The following is a 20,069-nucleotide window of genomic DNA, read 5'->3' as shown; positions in this document are numbered from 1 at the left end:
GATCATCCAACTTGTGAACACGCTCTCAACCGCAGATGGCGGGCCTGCGCGTAATTCATTCGAGCTCAATATGGCGCTCAATCGCGATGCACGGGTCAGGGCGCAGCTACTTTGGATAACGGGCGAGCACGCGGGCTCCGTGATGTCCTCGCACCGCGGACCGCACGCCGACGTTTATCCCCGACAGGCGCTCAACAAAGAGTCCGAGTCTCGAGCGCACCTTTTTCGGGACCTGCGGACGGCCGATGCGATAATCGTTCATGGCTACTACCTGTGGTGGGTGCTTCCCGCGGTGGTCCTAGGTCGTTGGAGGAAGGTTCCGGTATTCTTGATGCCGCACGGGTCTCTCACTGCCTACCAGCGTCAGTTTTCTCGGCTTAAGAAGTTCATTTTCGAGTGCACCTCGGGTTGGTTGATTCGCCGGTGGGTGACGACGTTCGTAGTCGGCTCGAGTCGGGAGGCGGATGAGCTGCGAGAATTCGTGCGAAAAAGTCCGGTGATCGTCTCCGGAGTTGGCACGAGTGTAGTTCCTGTGGCGAGAGACCGAGGCTGGCAATATCCTCCGCAATTGCTCATGCTGGGTCGGATCGCTGCCAAGAAGCGTGTAGATCTGTCGATTCAGGCTCTCGCTTGGCTAATTCAAAACGGTCATCAGGCGGAATTGACAGTTGCCGGTGCGGGACCTGCCCAGTTGCGTAGTGAGCTCTCCCATCTTGCGTCGGATTTGGGCGTGGGTGAACGGGTGGCATTTGTAGGAGAAGTCGTCGGCGCTGAAAAGACGGAACTGCTGGAGCGAGCAGACATATTCCTGCTGCCCAGCGACGACGAAAACTTCGGCATCGCCGCTGCGGAAGCGCTTGCATCCGGGCTACCCGTAGTTGGGAGCGACGCCGTTGCCGCAATAGAAGGATTGCCGGAAATTGCTGGCGCCCGATTGTCTCAGCCTGATGGCTCCTCGCTCGGCTCGCACTTGAAAAGGATCCTCGACACAGACCCGCGTGCCACCCGCGAGGCGGCAGCAGCGTTCGCAGCCTCGCGGTTTTCGTGGGAGGTCGTCGCGGCGAGATGGATCGACGCTATCGCGGCCGAAATTTGCAGCGACGTTGAATCGAGAGCCGAGCGGGACGCGGACAAGTGAGCCTATCGTTCCGGAACCGGATGCTCGTTCTCCTCGCTTCGAGAGCGGCTGCGGCTATTGCTCAAGCTGTCACGCTCGTCCTCGTTGCACGCGGGTCTAGCGTTGAGGCGTTCGGCGTCCTGATCGCCTGGAGCGGAATCTTCCTTGTAGTCGCGGGAGTTGCTGACCTCGGATTATCCGGATTCATCCTCGTGCAGTTCGCAAAGGGTGACCATGGCGCGGTTCGGACCGCTGTCCAAACTAACCGCGCATCGGCGGCACTGGCCGCCGCCTTACTGGCGACGGCGACGCTGCTGTGGGCTCCTCCTGCTGCACAGCTGGCACTTGTCGCCCTCGCCATCGCATTCGCAATGGAAAAGAACACTGATACCTGTCTCAACGTTGCGGTTGCCGGGGGGCGAGTTGGCGCGAGCGCGCTGTCTCTATTAGTCAGGCGATGCGGAGCTCTTGCCACAGTGGCGACTCTCTCCTTTGTGGGGAACTTGGACTCGATCGCTGTTTACGGAGTGGCATACCTTCTGTGGGCGTGCGTCGCTCAGGCTCATCTGACGTACATATTGCCCTCGTTCGGCATCACCAAGGGGCCGGCGGCCCCGGTTTTGCCGGTGCTTCGCGCGAGCTCGCGATACATGGCTCAGTTCGTCGCGGGGCAATCTCGTTCTCTCGACACCGCGATTGTCGGGCTGATCGCTGGTCCCGCTGTGGCGGGCCTTTACGGGGCCGCTAACAGGCTATCCGCTCCGGTCCTGCTCGTTCCCGGAGCCATAGCCAGCGTTCTCACTCCCCATTCCGCGGCCCGAAGCGGGGCTGAGGCACGTCGCGCTGTGCGGCGGGTCCTGATATCAATGGTACTGGCTCTCGCGGTGGTGGTCGTTCTGGCTCCTTTCGCTCCCGCCGCAATCGTCGCCCTCCTTGGTGAGAATTTTGCAGACGCAGCAGCGCCTTTCATATTCACGGTGGCTGCAATGGTCTTCGTGGGTTTCACAGTGCCGATCGCGGGTGTCTTGCAAGGGCAAGGGCGGCAAACCTTTGTCGCATGGGTGAGCCTCGGAGGCGGGGCCGCCACTCTGCTGGCGGTTGGGATTGGCGCCTGGGTGGCTGCTGCCGAGGGCGCGGCAACAGGCCTGCTAATCGCGAGTATGGTCACGCTGTGTGTTCACGCCACAGTGGGACTCAAGCTTGGAGGAGCCGTCGATGGTGCACTTTGACCAAAGCCGGGGGTGCCGCCCGATGTCAGGGCGTCCGAGTCGTACGAAAAGGAGTTCTTAATGAAAGCGCTTGCGGTCGCCCTCGTGGGGTTCTTCCCTTCCTCCCCTCTGAAGAACTATCTGCTCCGAAGGCTCGGATGGGATGTCGCGGGAAGTGCGGACATTTCGCCGTCTCTTTACTGGAGAATTGGCGGTGTCACAATCGGAGAAAATGCGCGCATCGGTATTGGCAACGTTTTCCGTGACCTCCGCGACCTAAGATTGAGTCACGATAGTCGGATCGGACAGTGGAATTGGATCTCCGCGGCAACGCCACTCGTGCGAGCCGGCGGCGCGGGGGACCTGCTGCTCGAGCAGCACTCAGCTCTCACATCGCGACACTATCTGGATTGCAGCGGAGGTATTCAGATCGGAAGCCACGCTACGGTTGCTGGAGTTCGGTCGACGTTCGTGACCCATGGGCTGCAGTGGACGACGTCGATGCAATCGTTCCGAGGTATAAAAATTGGTGCTTACAGTCTGATATCTTCCAACTGCTCTCTAACGCCCGGTACGCGGATCGGCCGTGGAGTCGTGATCGGGATGGGGGCGACCGTAGCAGGCAACTTGTCTGAACCTGGTTTGTACCTGTCGAACCGAGCGAACCTGGTAAAAAGTCCGTTGGAGGGTGAGTATTTCACGAGGACCGTTGGGTACATTCGGGATATCGCACCACCGAGGTCTACCGATGGTCTTTAGGTCGAGGTTGGAGCGGGGGCCGTCTACCATCGGATCAGGGTCCCGGCCCCGTCGGGTCGAAGATGCAATCTCCAATTCGTTCGGTCCCGTCGACCCGAATGGACCAGCGGTCCCCAAGCGAACGACACTCACCGATGTAGCCGCAGTTGTGTTGATGGCTTCGGCTGTCTTCTCTACGTGGAACGCCTTACCCCCTATCGGGCCGCTAGCAATTTCTTACTGGCTGCTGCTGATTGCCATTCTTCTACTCTTCATAGATTCGACCGCTGCAAAGCTTCGACCGCTTGTTCCGATGTGGATCGGGCTTCCCATCCTTGCTCTCGTCATTGTCTTGATCGGAAACTACCTCTTCCCGACTGAACCGGCTTACCTCGGGTCTCGATTCGTATACTTTGACGCGGCAACTGTCGCGGATGCCAACCCCTTGATCCGCGCCGTACAGTGGGGAATCGGGCTCGCCGCTCTGCCCCTTTGCCTGGCAACCGCCGGGTTGATCAGATCGACCTGGATTCCGAAAGTCATGTACGCATGGGTGTTTGGCATTGCCGTGAGTGGCACTGTTGCCTGTCTCGACTTTGTCGGGTTGACGAGCTTCTCTCTCAACTTGCTCGGCTTTGAGAACGCGGGCGCCCGTCAGGCAGGTCTGACCTTCCACCCGAACAGCCTTGGGATCAGCTGCGCTATGGCACTTCCGATAGCGATGGTGGGAGCATCTCGCAGGCCGCGCATTGGGACGATTTTCTTGGCGCTGCTCATCGCGGGCGCTTTTGTGTCAGGTTCGCGCGCCGCTCAGGCGGGCGCAGTGGCGGGCGTTCTATTCACGCTGCTCTTTGTGCCGTCTTCGAGGAGAGTCATAGTTCCCCTATCGCTGATAGGAGTCGGACTCGGGGTAGCGCTATTTTTGTCGACACCGGATCTCTTCCGCGACGCGGCGCAAATCCTTCGGTTCACGGAAGGAAGCTCGGGGGCGAGCGACGTCGGGCGCTCCGAGCTGGCCGCGCAGGGCGTGCGCGACTTCGTAGAACGCCCGATCATCGGAATCGGCCTGGAGTACCTGCTGTTTGCGCATAGCGTGCCACTTCAGCTCGCGGCGGCGGGGGGCATCCTGCTTGCTGTTCCCATGGCCGTGTACTTCGCTGCTGCGCTAATCCAAGGGTGGAGGGTCGGTGCCACTATCGGGGATCCAGCTCGATCATATGTCGCGGCGCTCGCAGTTTGGATGGGAGTCGGGTTGGTTTCGAATCAGTTGATCGATGTCTTCCTCTACTACCCGATCGCAGGTATCGTCGCGGCATTGTCGCTCCAACAGGCTCGTCAGCTGCGATTGGCGGCCCCTTTAACAGCGTGACCGCGAAGGCGGACGGCGCTGGGAGCCAGTCGGTGGCGGGACGGTTGCCGGCGTCGTGTATGATCGAAAGCTGGTGCCTGCGCCCTGCTGGCCTCGCACCGCGAACGTGAGCCCTCCACTGGCGTGTTCGACCGGGATCCCGAGCGAACCACCCCGGAGTGGGATTCACGAACCTCTCCGTTCGAATCTATGAAAGCAGCACTACTGTGACGCGCACGTACACCCCCAAGGCTGGTGAGATCACCCGTGAGTGGGTGGTCATCGACGCATCCGATGTCGTCCTCGGCCGCCTCGCCTCGCACGCTGCCACGCTCCTGCGCGGCAAGCACAAGCCCACCTTCGCGAACCACGTCGACACCGGCGACTTCGTGATCATCATCAACGCCGACAAGGTGGCCCTCACCGGCCAGAAGCTCGAGCAGAAGAAGGCCTACCGTCACTCGGGCTACCCGGGCGGCCTCAAGTCGGTCACCTACGCCGAGCTCCTCGAGAAGAACCCGGTGCGCGCCGTTGAGAAGGCCGTCCGCGGCATGCTCCCCAAGAACAGCCTCGGTCGCCAGCAGCTGTCCAAGCTCAAGGTCTACGCCGGTGCCGAGCACCCGCACGCGGCCCAGCAGCCCACCACGTACACCTTCGACCAGGTCGCCCAGTAAGCGCCGCAGAGAAGAACAAGGATTATCTGATGGCGAAGATCGCTGACTCCCTCGACCAGACTCCCGAGAACTACTCCACCGAGACGCCGGCTGCCGCTGAGGCCGCCCCGGCTCGCCCCGTCCTCTCCGTCCCCGGCGCCGCTGTGGGCCGTCGCAAGCAGGCCATCGCCCGCGTGCGCCTGGTTCCCGGCTCGGGCACCATCACGGTGAACGGCCGCACGATCGAGGACTACTTCCCCAACAAGCTGCACCAGCAGCTCATCAACGACCCGTTCACGGTCCTCGGCCTCGCCGGTGGCTACGACGTGATCGCCCGCATCTCGGGTGGTGGCCCCTCGGGCCAGGCCGGCGCCCTGCGCCTCGGCATCGCGCGTGCCCTCAACGAGATCGACGCCGAGAACAACCGCCCGACCCTCAAGAAGGCCGGCTTCCTGTCGCGCGACGCTCGCGTCAAGGAGCGCAAGAAGGCTGGTCTCAAGAAGGCGCGCAAGGCTCCCCAGTACTCGAAGCGTTAATCCTTCGATGGCACTGTTCGGGACAGACGGTGTGCGCGGCCTCGCAAACGGCCCGCTCACCGCAGATCTCGCGCTGACCCTGGCCCAGGCGACTGCCGTCGTCCTGGGCCAGGGCCGTATCGCCGAGGCGCGAAAGGCCACAGGTAAGCGCCTGACCGCCGTCGTCGCCCGCGATCCGCGCGTATCAGGGCACTTCCTCAGCGCCGCCGTGGCCGCAGGGCTCGCCTCTTCGGGCGTCGACGTGCTCGATGCCGGCGTGCTGCCGACACCGGCCGCGGCGTTCCTCGTGAGCGACATCGACGCCGACTTCGGCGTCATGATCTCGGCCTCGCACAACCCCGCGCCCGACAACGGCATCAAGATCTTCGCGCGCGGCGGCGTCAAGCTGCCCGACGAGGTCGAAAAGCGCATCGAAGAGGCCATGGCCGGCCCGAAGCTGCTCCCCACCGGGGGAGCCGTCGGACGCATCAGCCGTTTCGCCGACGCCGAAGACCGGTACGTCGTGCACCTGCTCGCCTCGATGCACACCCCTCTCCGTGGACTGCACGTCGTTCTCGACTGTGCGCACGGCGCGGCCTCGGGCGTCTCGCCCGAGACGTTCCGCGACGCGGGAGCGAAGGTCACCGTCATCGGCGCCGATCCGGACGGCGTCAACATCAACGACGGTGTCGGATCGACCCACACCGACGTCCTCGTCGCCGAAGTGCTCCGCACCGGCGCCGACCTCGGCATCGCCCACGACGGTGACGCCGACCGCTGCCTCGCCGTCGACGCCGACGGCCGCGTCATCGACGGCGACCAGATCATGGCGATCCTCGCCGTCTCGATGAAAGAGCGCGGTCTGCTGCACCAGGACACCCTGGTCGCCACCGTGATGAGCAATCTCGGGCTCCACCGCGCGATGGAAGCCCACGGCATCCACCTCGAAACGACCGCCGTCGGCGACCGCTATGTGCTCGAGCGCATGAACGAGGGCAAGTTCTCGCTCGGAGGCGAGCAGAGCGGGCACGTCATCATGAGCGAATACGCCACCACCGGCGACGGCCTGCTCACCGGCCTGCACCTCGCAGCCGAAGTCGTTCGTCAGCGCAAGCCGCTGTCAGAGCTCGCGAAGGTCATGACGGTCTTCCCGCAGGTGCTTCTGAACGTGAAGGGCGTGGAACGTTCGCGCGCCACCGACCCAGACGTGCTCGAAGCCGTCGCGGCCGCCGAGGCTGAGCTCGGCGATGCAGGGCGCGTGCTGCTGCGCCCTTCAGGCACGGAACCGCTCGTGCGCGTCATGGTTGAGGCTGCGTCGGAGAACACGGCGTACAAGGTTGCCGAGCGTCTCGCGGAGGTCGTGCGGCGCTGAGGCGCCACGCAGCGCTACCCTCGACCACACAGTTGGGGGTAGGCTGTGACCGCCTCGGATACGAGGCGAGCCCGCATTCTGACCATTTGGGGTGGTCGAACGGGCTGGATTCCGCTTGGGGGCGGAAATGGTTGGGGGAACCATGAAGGGGATTATTCTCGCGGGCGGGTCGGGGACTCGGCTGCATCCGCTGACGCTTGGCGTGTCCAAGCAGCTCATCCCGGTGTACGACAAACCGATGATCTACTACCCGTTGTCGACGCTCATGCTTGCCGGCATCCGAGACATCCTGATCATCACGACGCCGCATGACGCACCATTCTTCGAGCGCCTGCTGGGCGACGGCTCGCAGTTCGGCATCAATCTGAGCTTCGCTGTTCAGCCGTCACCCGACGGACTTGCGCAGGCCTTCACGATCGGCGCCGAGTTCATCGGCAACGACAAGGTCGCCCTCGTCCTCGGCGACAACCTGCTGTACGGGCCCGGCCTCGGGCGGCAGCTCAAGCGCTTCAGCGACGTCGAAGGCGGCGCTGTCTTCGCCTACTGGGTGCGCTCGCCAGAGGCATACGGTGTCGTCGAGTTCGACGACACCGGGCGCGCGATCTCCCTCGAGGAGAAGCCGATCGCGCCGCGCAGCAACTACGCCGTGCCCGGGCTCTACTTCTACGACAACGACGTGGTCGAGATTGCGAAGAACCTCTCGCCGTCTCCGCGCGGAGAGTACGAGATCACCGACGTGAACCGCGCTTATCTCGCGGCAGGAAGGCTGCAGGTCGAAGTGCTGCCGCGCGGTACCGCCTGGCTCGACACGGGAACGTTCGACGACATGACTGATGCTGCCGACTACGTCCGCACACTGCAGCGACGGACAGGAATGTCCATCGGGAACCCCGAGGAGATCGCCTGGCGTGAGGGCTTCCTCTCTCGCGACGAGCTCTGCGGCCGCGCTGAGAAGCTCACGAAGTCGGGATACGGCACCTACCTGCTCGACATGCTGAGCCGTTCCGCCTGATGGCACACCTCCTCGTCACCGGCGGCGCCGGCTTCATCGGCTCGAACTTCGTCCACCACGTCGTCGCGCACACCGATCACACCGTCACCGTGCTCGACAAGATGACCTACGCGGGCAACCAGGCATCCCTCGCCGACCTTCCCGAGAACCGCGTCGACCTCGTCGTCGGGGACATCGCCGACGCCGAACTCGTCGACGGACTCTTCGCGAAGGCGGATGCCGTCGTCCACTACGCGGCAGAGTCGCACAACGACAACTCGCTGCACGACCCGCGACCCTTCCTCGACACCAACATCGTCGGCACCTACACGCTGCTTGAAGCCGCCCGCCGCCACGACACCCGGCTGCACCACATCTCCACCGACGAGGTGTACGGCGACCTCGAACTCGACGACCCCGCCCGGTTCACCGAGGACACGCCTTACAACCCGTCGTCGCCGTACTCGTCGACCAAGGCCGGCAGCGACCTGCTCGTGCGCGCCTGGGTCCGCTCGTTCGGCGTCCGCGCCACGATCAGCAACTGCTCCAACAACTACGGGCCCTACCAGCACGTCGAGAAGTTCATCCCGCGACAGATCACGAACGTGATCCGCGGCATCCGTCCCAAGCTCTACGGCACCGGCGAGAACGTGCGCGACTGGATCCACGCCGACGACCACTCGTCGGCCGTCCTCACCATCCTCGACAAGGGGCGGATGGGCGAGACATACCTCATCGGCGCCGACGGCGAGAAAGACAACAAGACCGTCGTCGAACTCATCCTCGAGCTCATGGGCGAACCTCGTGACGCCTACGACCACGTCACCGACCGCGCCGGCCACGACCTGCGGTACGCCATCGACTCCACCAAGCTCCGCACCGAACTCGGCTGGACGCCCTCCTACCGCGACTTCGAGGCGGGACTCGCCGCCACCATCGACTGGTACCGCGAGAACGAGAGCTGGTGGGCTCCGGCCAAGGACGGCGTCGAAGCGTTCTACGCCAGCAAAGGCCAGTGATCATGACGGAGTTCGGCAAGGCGCTCACGCCCACCGACACCGGCATCCCGGGACTCGTCGTCTGGGATCTGCCCGTCCACGGTGACAGCCGCGGCTGGTTCAAAGAGAACTGGCAACGCGAGAAGATGACCGCTGCGGGGCTCGCCGCCTTCGGCCCCGTGCAGAACAACATCTCGTTCAACGACGCCGTCGGGACGACTCGCGGCATCCACGCCGAACCCTGGGATAAATGGGTCTCCGTCGCCACCGGCCGCATCTTCGGGGCCTGGGTCGACCTGCGCGAGGGGCCCAGCTTCGGCACCGTCTTCACCACCGAGCTCGACCCGTCGCGCGCGATCTTCGTGCCCCGCGGCGTCGGCAACTCGTACCAGACCCTCGAGCCCGACACTGCCTACACCTACCTCGTCAACGACCACTGGTCGCCCGACGCGTCGTACTCGTTCCTCAACCTCGCGGACGAGACCGCCGCCATCGCGTGGCCCATCCCGCTCGCCGACGTCGAGATCTCGCCCAAGGACCTCGCCCACCCGCGCCTCGCCGATGTCGTGCCGATCCCGCCGAAGAAGACGCTCGTCGTCGGCGCGAACGGACAGCTCGGCCGCGCGCTGCGCGACGCCTACGCGGACTCCGCTGACGTCGAGTTCGCCGGTCGCGAGGACCTCGACCTCGCCACGGACCTCACCGGCGCACGCCGCTGGCGCGACTACGGCACCATCGTCAACGCCGCCGCCTACACCGCGGTGGATGCCGCAGAGACCGACCGTGCCGGCGCCTGGGCCGGCAACGTCACCGCCGTCGCGCAGCTCGCCCGCATCGCGACCGAGAACGGCATCACGCTCGTGCACCTCTCGAGCGACTACGTCTTCGACGGCACCCACGATGCACCCTACGGCGAAGGTGAGCCGGTCGCGCCGCTCGGCGTCTACGGCCAGACCAAAGCCGCCGCCGACGCGATCGTCGGCACCGTGCCCCGCCACTACATCGTCCGCACCTCGTGGGTGATCGGCGAAGGCAAGAACTTCGTCCGCACGATGGCCTCACTCGCCGAGCACGGCGTCGCGCCGTCGGTCGTCGACGACCAGATCGGACGCCTCACCTTCACCGGTGACCTGGCCCGCGGCATCCGTCACCTGCTCGACGTCGACGCTCCCGCCGGGGTCTACAACCTCACCGGCGGAGGAGACGCGGCCTCATGGGCGCAGATCGCCGCCGAGGTCTACGCACAGACCGGCCACGACGGTGCCCAGGTGACGGGGGTGTCGACCGAGGAGTACTTCGCCTCGGCATCCGGCCCCGTTGCACCCCGACCCCGATGGTCGGTGCTCGACCTGGCGAAGATCGAGGCGACGGGGTTCGCACCGCGCGACTGGCGCGACTCGCTCCGCGACTACCTGAGCTGAGTCGAGCGCCTCGTGCTCAGCTCCAGGTGTGCACCGGCTCGTTCGTGTGCATCGCCTCGCGGTACTCGAGCAGCGTGGCGCGGAGAGCGTCGGCACGCTCCATGCCCGAGCGGGCCCGCATCCGCTTCGCGAACCACTCCGCACCGTTCGTCTTCGTCGCGCAGCGCCCCTCGATGATCCCCAGGTAGCGGTCGCGCTCGGTCGGCGAGACGCCCCAGGCGTCGAGCCCCTCGGCCGCGAGCGGCAGCAGAGTGTCGAGGATGAGCTCGGTCGCCGGCACGTGGCCCACACCCGGCCACGACAGCCGCGCGTCGATGCCGTCTCGCGCCGCCGAGAGGAAGCTCTCGCGTGCCGTCGCGAACGGCATCCGCGACCACACCGGCCGCTCATCTTCCGCGAGCGAACGCACGAGGCCGAAGTAGAACGCCGCGTTCGCGACCGTGTCGACCACCGTCGGCCCCGCCGCGAGGATCCGGTTCTCGACGCGAAGATGCGGCATCCCGTCGGCAATGTCGTACACCGGACGGTTCCACCGGTACACCGTCCCGTTGTGCAGCTTCAGCTCCGCCAGCGACGGCACCCCGCCCGCCTCGAGCACCTTGAGCGGATCCTCATCGTCGACGATCGGCAGCAGCGCCGGGAAGTACCGCACGTTCTCCTCGAACAGATCGAACACCGACGTGATCCAGCGCTCGCCGAACCACACCCGCGGACGCACCCCCTGCGCCTTCAACTCCTCGCTGCGCGTGTCGGTCGCCTGCTCGAACAGCGGGATGCGGGACTCCCGCCACAGCTCCCGCCCCAGCAGATACGGCGAGTTCGCCGCCACCGCCAGCTGCGCCCCCGCGATCGCCTGCGACGCGTTCCAGTACGCCGCGAACTGCGCCGGCGACGTCTGCACATGGAACTGCGTGCTCGTGCACGCCGCCTCGGGCACGATCGAGTCGGCCGTCGTCTCCAGCCGCTCCGGCCCCGCGATCGAGATCGCCAGATCCTCGCCGCGCGCATCGAGCACCTGCTCGTTCAACAGGTCGTACCGCGAATCCGCGCTCAACGTGCTCCGGCTCAGATGCCGCTCCGCCAGCGTGGGAAGGATGCCGATCATCACCAGATGCGCACCCAGGTCCTCCGACCGCGCCTCGGCCTCGTTCAGCCGCCCGCGCAGACCCTCCTCGAACGTCGTCAGCCCGCCCTCGCGCAGCTTCGCCGGCGGGAAGTTGATCTCCACGTTGAAACGCCCCAGCTCCGTCACGAACGCCGGGTCCGCGATCGCCCGCAGCACCTGCTCGTTCCGCATCGCCGGGTCACCGACGGCGTCGACGAGGTTCAACTCGAGTTCGAGGCCCGTCATCGGGTCATCCGTGTCGAAGCGCGCCTCGCGCAGCATCCGCTCGAACACGTCGAGGTTGCGACGGATCTTCTCGCGGTGAAGGGTGCGGTCCGCGCCCGTGATCTCCTGGCTCTCGACTTCTTCTCCCACCCCGCCACGATAGGTCGCGACACCGCCGCCCGCCGGGGCGTTGACAACCCGCGCCCCGTCGACCATGACGCGCTAACCCATCACGCCGCGAATAGCCAGGGGTTGGCTCGCGTCCGGCGCCTGCCTAGCGTGGGTGGTCCCGGAACGCGCCGCTTCCGGAAAGATCGACGGAAGGACCAGATCATGGGACTCGACGACAAGATCAAGAACGCCGCACAGGACCTCACCGGCAAGGGCAAGGAAGCTGCCGGCAAGGCGAGCGACAACGAGCGCCTCGAAGCCGAAGGCCACCAGGACCAGACCGAGGCCAACCTCAAGAAGGCCGGCGAGAACGTGAAGGACGCGTTCAAGTAAGCCTCCCTCCACCGAACGCCCGGGCCCACCACGGATCCGGGCGTTCGGCATGTCCCCGCGTCTCTCCGCGCCGCGCCTGACCCCTCGCTAGACTGACGCCGGGCCGACCCGGGCCCGCTGGGGGAAGACGAAACATGGCCGGGGGAGATCCCGCACCCGTCGTTCGGCGACGCATCGGTCTCGGCGCTCACGTGTGGTGGGATGCCGTGACCAGCGGTGCCTTCTTCTCGCCCGCGGCGCTGTGGATCAGCATCCTCATCGCGGTCACGGTCCTCGCCCCGTTCCAGCACATCGACGAGGGCGCCGGGGTGGCCCACGTGGTGTCCGTCGGATTCCTGGGATGGGCGGCGCTCGCGGTGCTGCTCGTCCCGGTAGCGCTCGCCGAGCGACGACTGCGCCGCGCGTCGCACCGCGGCATCCTCGTCCTCACCGCGGTCGCGGTGGCCGCCGGCATCCGCCCGTTCGTCAACGAAGCCATCCACGTCGGGCTGTACGACGGGGTGCCCGACTTCGACGGGATCGGCGCACGCATCGGGTCGAACGTGTTCGTCTGGCTCGCCGGCCTGTCGATCATCGCGATGACGGTGCGGTCGATCGAGCTCACCCGCGGTTCGCGCCGCCGACTCACCGAGGCGATCGCGGCGCTCGCCGCCGGCCGCCGACGCCTCGCGCGGTTCGAATCCGAGAACCGTGCCGAACTCGCCCCGCTCGTCTCGCGACTGCGTCGTCGCCGCGACGAGATGCTGGCGGGCACAATCGACTTCGCCGCTGTCCGCGCGTACTCCGAGGAGGTGCGCACCGCGAGCCACCGTCTCGAGGAACGCGCCGGGCTCGACCTGCGCGCCGTCGAGGGCGGCACCGGTGAGCACGTCATCGAGCCGCCGTCCCGGTCTGCGTTGACGATGCTCCGCCCCGCGCCGTACCTGCTCACCGGCTTCGTCTTCCTCGTCGGCGCCGTGCCGTACGCGTATGAGTCGAACGGACCGTGGGCGGCGCTCGCCGCGATGCTCGCCGGAGCGCCGGTGACCCTCGCGGCCGACGCCGTCATCCGGTGGCTCGCCCGCGGCAAGGCCCCCGCGCGACGCGGACGGATCCTCGTCGGCGTGTGGCTCGCAGCCGGCATCGCGATGACCGCGGTCGCGTGGGGCATCCTCGGACCGGCCGATCCGACCCGCTTCGTGCCCCTCATCTCGCTGCCGCTCGTCGCGCTCGCGCTCGCCGCGTGCACCGACGCGATCGCCCGCGCCGCCGACAGCGCCCATCGCCTCGAAGCGGTGCTGGGCCTCGTCGCCCGCACCCTGACCGCGAAGACCGCGTCGGCCCGCCGCCCGCTGCGGAACGCGGCGCACGTGCTGCACGGGCGGGTGCAGGGACGGTGCGTGCTGTTCGCCGCGGCCGCCGACGAGTGGGAGCTCACGCCCGACGACATCGAGACGTTCCGGCGAGAGACGGATGCCGCCTTCGACTCGATCCTCGCGTTCATCGCCGAGACGGATTCGGCCGCGCTCGAGGGAACCCTGCAGGGAGCGCACGAGGACCTCTTCGAGCTCGTCGCGACGTGGCGGACGGTGCTCGGGGTGTCGAGCGAGATCTCGCCCGAGGCGGTCGACGCGCTGCAGGACCCGGCGCTGTCACGCCGCGTTGCGACCGTCGTGAACGAGGGGTTCGTCAACGCGATCAAGCACTCCGAGGCGAAGGAGGTGTGGCTGTCGATCGACGTCGTCGACGGTGCGCTGCTCGTCCGCACGTGGTCGCGCGGAGTGCTCGACCGCCGGCCCGCGGTGGGTGCCGAGCTCCGCGGCATCGACGTGCTCGGCGTCGGGTCGCGCATCTACCAGCGCGACGACGTCGTCGTGCTCGAGGTGCCGGTGCCGCTCAGCCCCGAGCTCGCCGTCGCGGCCGAGCCGGTTCGGCGGCCGTGGTGGACGCCGCGGGCGTCGCGCGTCGGCTGAGGATCAGTACTCGAGGATCAGTACTCGAGCAGCGCCGCGACGACCAGCGCGAGCGCGCCGAGAGCGACCCGACCAGCACGGCATACGCCCACCGGGGCAGGCCCGGCGGCGCGGGCGACCCGCCGGTCGCGGATGCAATGGATGCCGGGCGACACGCGGCATCCATTAGGCCGGGGACGGCGTGTCGGGGCGGATCTGTTGCATCCGTGAATGCAACGGCCGGCCAGCCTCAGCGCGCGGCGAGCATGAGGTCGGCCGTCCGCAGCGACAGGGCCATCTGCGTCAGTGCCGGGTTCGCGGTCAGCGCGCTCGGGAACGTCGAGTTGTCGCAGATCCAGAGGTTGTCGACCTCGTGGGACCGACCGGATGCGTCGACGACGCCGTCCTCGGGATCGTCACTCATGCGCGCGGTCCCGAGCGTGTGGCACGAGCGCTGCGTGACCCGCGTGCTGCGCGCCCCCGCCGCCCGCAAAATGCGCTCCATGACGGCCACGCCGTGCCGGTCGATGGCCCGCTCGTTCTCTCCCTGCGAGAACGAGATCTCGGCGCGCGGCATCCCGTCCTCGGCGAGTTCGTCGCTCAGCGTCAGCGCGTTGCGGTCGTCGGGCAGGCACTCGCCGTTCATGCCGACACCCGCGCTGTACGGGTACTCGTCGACCGCCGTCATGAGGTCGTCGCCCCACAGCCCCGCCCCGCGGACGAGCTGCGTGCCGAAGTTCAGCGGCATGACGCCGAGGCTCTGCAGCAGGTACCCGCCCACGAAGTCGGCATCCGCGGGGCGCACGAAGTCCTCGCTGATGATCGACGACGGGTAGCCCCGGTACGCGCGGATCGGCTCGTCGAACCGGCCCCACACCTGCACGCCACCGTGCGCCATGAACCCGCGCCCCACGACCCCGTTGGCGTTCCCGACCCCGGTGTGCAGCAGCAGCCGTGGCGTCTCCACGCCGCCCGCCGCCAGCACGAGCGCGGCGCACCGCTGCCGCCGCTCGACGCCGCCCGAGCGGTACACGACCGCGGTCACCCGGCCTGCGGCATCCCGTTCGATCCCGTGGACGAACGCGTCCGGGCGCACCTCGGCACCGGCCGCCACGGCGGCGGGCAGGTACGTGTTCGCGGTCGTCGCCTTCGCGCCGAACCGGTCACCCTGGTGGATGTCGCCGTTGTCGAGCGTCGCCGGGCGCACGCCGAAGTGCGGCTGATCGCGGTCGCGCGTCAGGATCGCGGCCGGTCCGTCCGTCGCGGTGATGCCGAGTGCGTCGCAGCCGCGGATCATCACGTCGGACGACCCGTTGCGGCGCACCGGGGGATAGGCGTACCGGCGCGACGGATCCCACGGGTAGTGCGCGGGACCGCTCACCCCGATGTCGGACTCCACCCGCTCGATGTAGCGGATCAGCTCGGCGTGATCGATCGGCCAGTCCCGGCCCTTGCCGGTCTCCGAGCGCAGCCGCAGGTCGCGCGCGTCCGGCCGCGGCGTGAACGCACCCCAGTGCAGCGTGCTGCCGCCGACGCCGTAGCCGCTGTTGTTCGGTCCGAAAGCGGTCGGATCGGCGCCGCCGCTCAGCCGGTCCGACATCCAGTTGATCTTCGTGGACTCCAGCTCGTCGGGCGTGAACTCGCTCGGCGCGAAGTCCGGGCCCGCCTCGAGCGCCACGACCCGCAGCCCGGCCTCCGCCAGCCGTGCGAGCAGGGGAGCGCCACCGGCACCCGTCCCGACCACGACGACGTCGACCACTTCGTCCAGATCGAACCTCTGCATGCCCGGGTGGTCAGTCACCCGGCGATGATCGCCGGTCACGCGGCATCCTCCGCCACTGTCTGGCCGAGCTCGCTCGGCTCCCACGTCTCTCGTCCTCCGGCCGCGATGGTCGCCCATCCCGCCGGCTGTTGCGCCGTACCGCCCACCGCGAAGCCGTCGAACCCGATGCGCGCAAGGGATGCCGGGTGGGCGAGCCACATGCGCAGCAGATCGTTGCGGGCATCCTCGAACCACGAGCGGATGCCGTCGGCCCCGAGTCCGTCCGCGGCGATCCCGTCCGTGATCAGCGTCACGATCAGGCGGCGCTGCTCGGCGACGTCCGTCGGCCACACCGCCGCGATCGCGTCGAGGCCGCGCGCGTACGCGATCGGGTCTGCGGGGGAGCCCAGCGGGCGCCAGCCGTCGGTGCCGCCCTCGGCGAGCATGTCGTCGATGCGCGTGGCGAGATCGATCGTCCCGCCCTCGCCCTGCGGCACCAGCAGCGACGCGAGCGCCCGGAGCGTCTGAATCTGCGCGGGGTTCAGCGAGCGGGCAGCGCGGCCGCGGTCGTCCGCGATTGCGCGGCGCGCGAGGGTTCGACGCACGGCGACGTCGACCCGCGTCGACGCGATGACGCGCCCCCATTCCGCCGGCACCATCGGAGCCGCGGCGCGGATCGCGTCCCACGTCTCGGCGAGCACAGCGGCGACCCGCTCAGGGGTCTCGTAGGGCAGCAGATGACCGACACCCGGCATCCGCTCGACACGGGCACGGGGGTAGACGTCGGCGATCAGATCGGGCTGCGCGTCGGCGCCGAGCGCCTCGTCGGCATCGCCCGCCAGCACCACGACGGGCAGGTCGAGCACACCCACGAGCCCGGTCGCGTCCTCGAGGCTGCCCGCGGTGAGCCAGTCGCGCCAGGCGGATGCCGGCTGCCGCACGACGGCATCGATCGCCGCGTCCTGCACCTCGGTGGACAGCGGGGCGGCGACGTTCGCGGCGACGAAGGCCGCGGCATCCTCCCGCGACAGGTGGTCACCCTGCGTGGTCGCGAGCATCTCGGCGCGTTTGTCGTCGGGCATCGGTTCGGGTGTCGGGGGAGAGGGCGCGAGCAGCACGGCGCCCGCGAGCCCGAAGACTTGCTCGGTGCCGGCCAGCACGCGCGACATGACACGCGCGGCGACCTTGCCGCCGAGGCTGTGGCCGCAGACGAGGAACGGGCCGCCGTCGGCCTCGGCCGCGATCCGTTCGAGCGCGGTGTCGGCCAGGTCGTCGACGGATGCCGCGCGCCCCCGATCGAGCAGGTCGACGCCCACGACGCGGAGTCGCGGATCGGCCGCCGCCGCGATGGCGCCGGCGGATGCGGCATCCAGCCCCAATCCCGGCAGGAAGAAGACGGTGCACTCGTGAGGGGGGTTCGCAGCGCTCGGCACGGGACAACCCTAGGAACGCGGCCGACCTTCCTCGCCTGCTTGCGCACCCGCCGGGGAGGTGCGATCATCCCCGCCGCCCCGCGGCGTGCGCCGGATTCGGAGATCTGCCCCGAATTCGGACCAGACACCGCTCCCCGATCCGAATCCGGCCTCATCCTCCGAATCCGACGCGGGGCCTCCTGTCACCGGAAGCCGCCGCTGGCAAGGGGCAGAACGGATGCCCCGCCCCGGCCTACCGTGGCGGGCATGACCGACCAGTACACGTTCGACAACCCCGTCACCCGCTACGCCCGCGTCGAGCCGCCGGTGCAGCACCAGCCGGAGCCCGGCGTACAGGCGCGGATGACGCCGGTCCCCGACCTGGGCGAGCACACGTACCGGGGCTCCGACCGCCTGCGGGGGCGCAAGGCGCTCGTCACCGGGGGCGACTCGGGCATCGGGGCGGCGGCCGCCATCGCCTTCGCGCGCGAGGGAGCGGACGTCGTCATCGTGCACCTGCCCGACGAGCAGGAGGATGCCGATCACGTCCTCCAGGTCATCGCCGACGCGGGCGTCCGCGGCCACGCGATCGCCGCCGACATCACCGATCCCGGTCGCTGCCGCGAACTCGTCGCCGAAGCGGCCGAGTTCCTCGGGAGCATCGACATCGTCGTCAGCAACGCCGGGAAGCAGGTCGCGGTCGAGCGCGTCGAGGACCTCTCCGACGACCAGTTCCGCGCCACGTTCGAGACCAACGTCTTCGCCTTCTTCTGGATCGTGAAGGCCGCCCTCGTACACATGCCGCCCGGGGCATCCATCATCAGCACCGCCTCGCTCGAGGCGTACAAGCCCGCGCCCGACCGTCTCGACTACGCCGCGACGAAGGCGGCGATCAACAACCTGTCGAAGGGTCTCGCACAGCAGCTGGCGCCCCGCGGCATCCGGGTCAACGTCGTCGCCCCCGGTCCGGTGTGGTCGGCGCTGCAGGTCAGCGACGGGGTCTCGGACGAGCAGATGCGGGCGTTCGACGAGGAGAACGAGTACAAGCGGGCCGGACAGCCGGCCGAGATCGCACCCGCGTTCGTGTTCCTCGCGTCGGCGGAGTCCAGCTACGTCTCGGGCGAGACCCTGAACGTCAACGGCGGGATGGTCACGCCGTAGCGGTCAGCGCGCCACCGAGAGCGACAGGGCGGGGGATACCGGTGCCTTGGGCGCGGTGAGGATCGCCCCGACGTCGACACGGGACCCCTGCGTCAGATTGGCGAGTCCCCACTCGACCCCCGAGCAGCTGATGCGGGCACCCGCGGTGCCGGGGCTCGCGACGCGGCACGACATTCCCCACGCACTGTCGACGGCGGTCGCACCCGGCGACGCCCACGAGGCCGTCCACGACCGCACCTTCACGCCCGACGACGTCGTGAGGGCCAGGGCGATCTGGTATTTCGACGGCCATGAACTCGTCACCGTGAGTGTCGCCGAGACGCCGTTCGACGACGCGCTCGTGGATTTCCCGACGGCGGGGTCGGGCTTCGTGCCGGGGGACGAGGGCTGCGGGGACGGCTGGGGTGCGGGTGTCGGCGCCGGCGCGGCCGGGTAGCGCACGTTCTTCGGAGTGAGGATCGGCTTCAGCGCCGCGAGCTTCGCCTTCTCGCGCGTGAACCAGTCGTCCTTCAGCAGGCCGCCGGTGTCACCGCTGTTCGGGTTGAAGGACCAGTAGCCCCAGCTGATGCGGCGGTCCTTCAGGTAGCCGACGAACTTCGACAGCCACTTCTTGTCGGACGAGGTCTGCAGCTTCGTGCCGAATTCGCCGACGAACACCGGCGCGATGTTCTTGGTGACGATGTAGCCCCACTGCTTGTCCCACACCGCGCGGAGGTTCTCCGGGTATCGCTTGTCGTGGAACCAGGGCTGATCGAACACCGACGAGGGGTACTCGTGGGGCGAGTAGACGACGCGGTTCTTGACCTTGAGCACCACCGGCTTCGACTTCACGCCGGTCAGGTTGCCACCCCACCAGGTGCCCTTGCCGTCGGCGCCGTACTGCACGCCCTCGACGATGATCAGCAGCTTCGAGTTGACGGTGTGGATGGCGTCGCCCGCCCGCGTCGCCGCCGCGCGCCAGTCGCGCGCCTTCACGCCGCAGCCCCAGCACGCCGAACCCTGCGGCTCGTTATGGAGGTCGAAGCCGATGATCGTCGGCTGGTTCTTGTAGCGCTTCGCGAGCATCTTCCAATCCGAGATCCAGCGGGACTCGGAGTACTTCTTCGTGTACCAGAGCTCGGACTGGGCATCGGAACCCGGCCGGTGCCGGTCGAGGATCACGCGCAGGTTGTACTTGCGCGCGCTCGCGACGACGGCATCCATCACCGTCAGCGTCGACGCTTTCGCGAGCTTCGGGTTCAGTGCGGTGTTCACGGAGCCGACCGATTTCTTGGTCAGGCACTCGTTCGAGAACGGCAGGCGCACGGTGTTGAAGCCCATGCCCGAGATCTGGGCCATGCCCTGATCGAGCGTGATCGACCACAGGCCGTGCGGCGCGCACGTGTCGGTCTCCATCCCGAACCACGAGGTGGCCTTCACGGTCACGGTGTTGCCGGTCGAGGCGTCCTGGATCTTGGATCCGTGCGTCTTCAGCCAGGGGATCGTGGCGGCCTCGGCCGTCGCGGGGGCGGAGGCTACGCCCAAGGATGTCGTCAACACGACAGCGGCAAGGACCGCCAGAACGCGTCGCAGCATCGGAAAAACCCCCGTCGAGAACGGCAGAACGGC

At 67.7% G+C, this 20,069-nt stretch carries 18 protein-coding genes; 13 read left to right on the top strand and 5 right to left on the bottom strand.

What is annotated here, in order from left to right; all coding sequences use genetic code 11:
* The first annotated feature begins 13 nt into the window (after nt 1–13).
* From Q9S36_RS36650 to rfbD, 10 genes are all read left to right on the top strand, one after another.
* Nucleotides 14–1,138 carry a glycosyltransferase gene (locus Q9S36_RS36650; protein ID WP_311289710.1) on the top strand — a complete coding sequence of 375 codons (1,125 nt, stop codon included), beginning with the start codon at nt 14–16 and terminating at the stop codon, nt 1,136–1,138.
* Nucleotides 1,135–2,346 carry a hypothetical protein gene (locus Q9S36_RS36645; RefSeq protein ID WP_311289709.1) on the top strand — a complete coding sequence of 404 codons (1,212 nt, stop codon included), beginning with the start codon at nt 1,135–1,137 and terminating at the stop codon, nt 2,344–2,346. The genes Q9S36_RS36650 and Q9S36_RS36645 overlap by 4 nt, the downstream gene beginning before the upstream one ends.
* A gap of 60 nt (nt 2,347–2,406) precedes the next feature.
* The gene (locus Q9S36_RS51695; RefSeq protein ID WP_396653915.1) at nt 2,407–3,084 is read left to right on the top strand and encodes an acyltransferase; all 678 of its coding nucleotides are present in this window, start codon (nt 2,407–2,409) and stop codon (nt 3,082–3,084) included.
* Between the two features lie 154 nt (nt 3,085–3,238).
* Nucleotides 3,239–4,432: an O-antigen ligase family protein gene (locus Q9S36_RS36640; RefSeq protein WP_311289708.1), complete on the top strand. Its 1,194-nt coding sequence runs from the start codon at nt 3,239–3,241 to the stop codon at nt 4,430–4,432.
* A gap of 206 nt (nt 4,433–4,638) precedes the next feature.
* On the top strand, nt 4,639–5,085 hold the full coding sequence (rplM, locus tag Q9S36_RS36635) for a 50S ribosomal protein L13 (protein WP_253036147.1): 447 nt from the start codon (nt 4,639–4,641) through the stop codon (nt 5,083–5,085).
* A 29-nt stretch (nt 5,086–5,114) separates the two neighbouring features.
* Nucleotides 5,115–5,600 (top strand): 30S ribosomal protein S9, encoded by a 486-nt coding sequence (rpsI, locus tag Q9S36_RS36630; protein WP_064003289.1) that lies wholly within the window; start codon nt 5,115–5,117, stop codon nt 5,598–5,600.
* A 7-nt stretch (nt 5,601–5,607) separates the two neighbouring features.
* Nucleotides 5,608–6,951 carry a phosphoglucosamine mutase gene (glmM, locus tag Q9S36_RS36625; RefSeq protein ID WP_217528328.1) on the top strand — a complete coding sequence of 448 codons (1,344 nt, stop codon included), beginning with the start codon at nt 5,608–5,610 and terminating at the stop codon, nt 6,949–6,951.
* Nucleotides 6,952–7,093: 142 nt separating this feature from the next.
* The gene (gene rfbA, locus Q9S36_RS36620; protein ID WP_311289746.1) at nt 7,094–7,963 is read left to right on the top strand and encodes a glucose-1-phosphate thymidylyltransferase RfbA; all 870 of its coding nucleotides are present in this window, start codon (nt 7,094–7,096) and stop codon (nt 7,961–7,963) included.
* Entirely contained in the window at nt 7,963–8,961 is a 999-nt protein-coding gene (rfbB, locus tag Q9S36_RS36615) for a dTDP-glucose 4,6-dehydratase (protein ID WP_311289706.1), read from the top strand. The genes rfbA and rfbB overlap by 1 nt, the downstream gene beginning before the upstream one ends.
* Nucleotides 8,962–8,963: 2 nt before the next feature.
* Nucleotides 8,964–10,361 carry a dTDP-4-dehydrorhamnose reductase gene (gene rfbD / locus Q9S36_RS36610; protein ID WP_311289705.1) on the top strand — a complete coding sequence of 466 codons (1,398 nt, stop codon included), beginning with the start codon at nt 8,964–8,966 and terminating at the stop codon, nt 10,359–10,361.
* A 16-nt stretch (nt 10,362–10,377) separates the two neighbouring features.
* Here the strand turns inward: rfbD and Q9S36_RS36605 are convergent, their stop codons facing one another.
* Nucleotides 10,378–11,841: a glutamate--cysteine ligase gene (locus Q9S36_RS36605; RefSeq protein WP_311289704.1), complete on the bottom strand. Its 1,464-nt coding sequence runs from the start codon at nt 11,839–11,841 to the stop codon at nt 10,378–10,380.
* Nucleotides 11,842–12,024: 183 nt separating this feature from the next.
* Between Q9S36_RS36605 and Q9S36_RS36600 the strand changes: the two genes are divergently transcribed.
* Together Q9S36_RS36600 and Q9S36_RS36595 are read left to right on the top strand one after the other, a co-directional pair.
* Nucleotides 12,025–12,195, top strand: coding sequence for a CsbD family protein (locus Q9S36_RS36600; RefSeq protein ID WP_064003284.1), 171 nt, complete (start codon nt 12,025–12,027; stop codon nt 12,193–12,195).
* A 134-nt stretch (nt 12,196–12,329) separates the two neighbouring features.
* Nucleotides 12,330–14,147: a hypothetical protein gene (locus Q9S36_RS36595; RefSeq protein ID WP_311289703.1), complete on the top strand. Its 1,818-nt coding sequence runs from the start codon at nt 12,330–12,332 to the stop codon at nt 14,145–14,147.
* Nucleotides 14,148–14,164: 17 nt separating this feature from the next.
* Here the strand turns inward: Q9S36_RS36595 and Q9S36_RS36590 are convergent, their stop codons facing one another.
* The 3 genes from Q9S36_RS36590 to Q9S36_RS36580 form a co-directional block, all read right to left on the bottom strand.
* The gene (locus tag Q9S36_RS36590; RefSeq protein WP_311289702.1) at nt 14,165–14,302 is read right to left on the bottom strand and encodes a hypothetical protein; all 138 of its coding nucleotides are present in this window, start codon (nt 14,300–14,302) and stop codon (nt 14,165–14,167) included.
* Between the two features lie 74 nt (nt 14,303–14,376).
* The gene (locus Q9S36_RS36585) at nt 14,377–15,927 is read right to left on the bottom strand and encodes a GMC family oxidoreductase (protein ID WP_311289701.1); all 1,551 of its coding nucleotides are present in this window, start codon (nt 15,925–15,927) and stop codon (nt 14,377–14,379) included.
* Between the two features lie 17 nt (nt 15,928–15,944).
* Nucleotides 15,945–17,321, bottom strand: a complete 1,377-nt coding sequence (locus Q9S36_RS36580; RefSeq protein WP_311289700.1) for an alpha/beta hydrolase — start codon at nt 17,319–17,321, stop codon at nt 15,945–15,947.
* 246 nt (nt 17,322–17,567) lie between these two features.
* Here Q9S36_RS36580 and Q9S36_RS36575 point away from each other — a divergent pair, with 246 nt between their 5' ends.
* On the top strand, nt 17,568–18,461 hold the full coding sequence (locus Q9S36_RS36575) for an SDR family oxidoreductase (RefSeq protein ID WP_311289699.1): 894 nt from the start codon (nt 17,568–17,570) through the stop codon (nt 18,459–18,461).
* Nucleotides 18,462–18,464: 3 nt separating this feature from the next.
* On the opposite strand, the gene Q9S36_RS36570 is transcribed toward Q9S36_RS36575, so the two are convergent.
* On the bottom strand, nt 18,465–20,036 hold the full coding sequence (locus Q9S36_RS36570; RefSeq protein ID WP_311289698.1) for a cellulase family glycosylhydrolase: 1,572 nt from the start codon (nt 20,034–20,036) through the stop codon (nt 18,465–18,467).
* Nucleotides 20,037–20,069: the final 33 nt, after the last annotated feature.

Source organism: Microbacterium sp. ARD31 (genome assembly GCF_031844425.1).
This window is presented reverse-complemented; position numbering and strand designations above follow the sequence as displayed.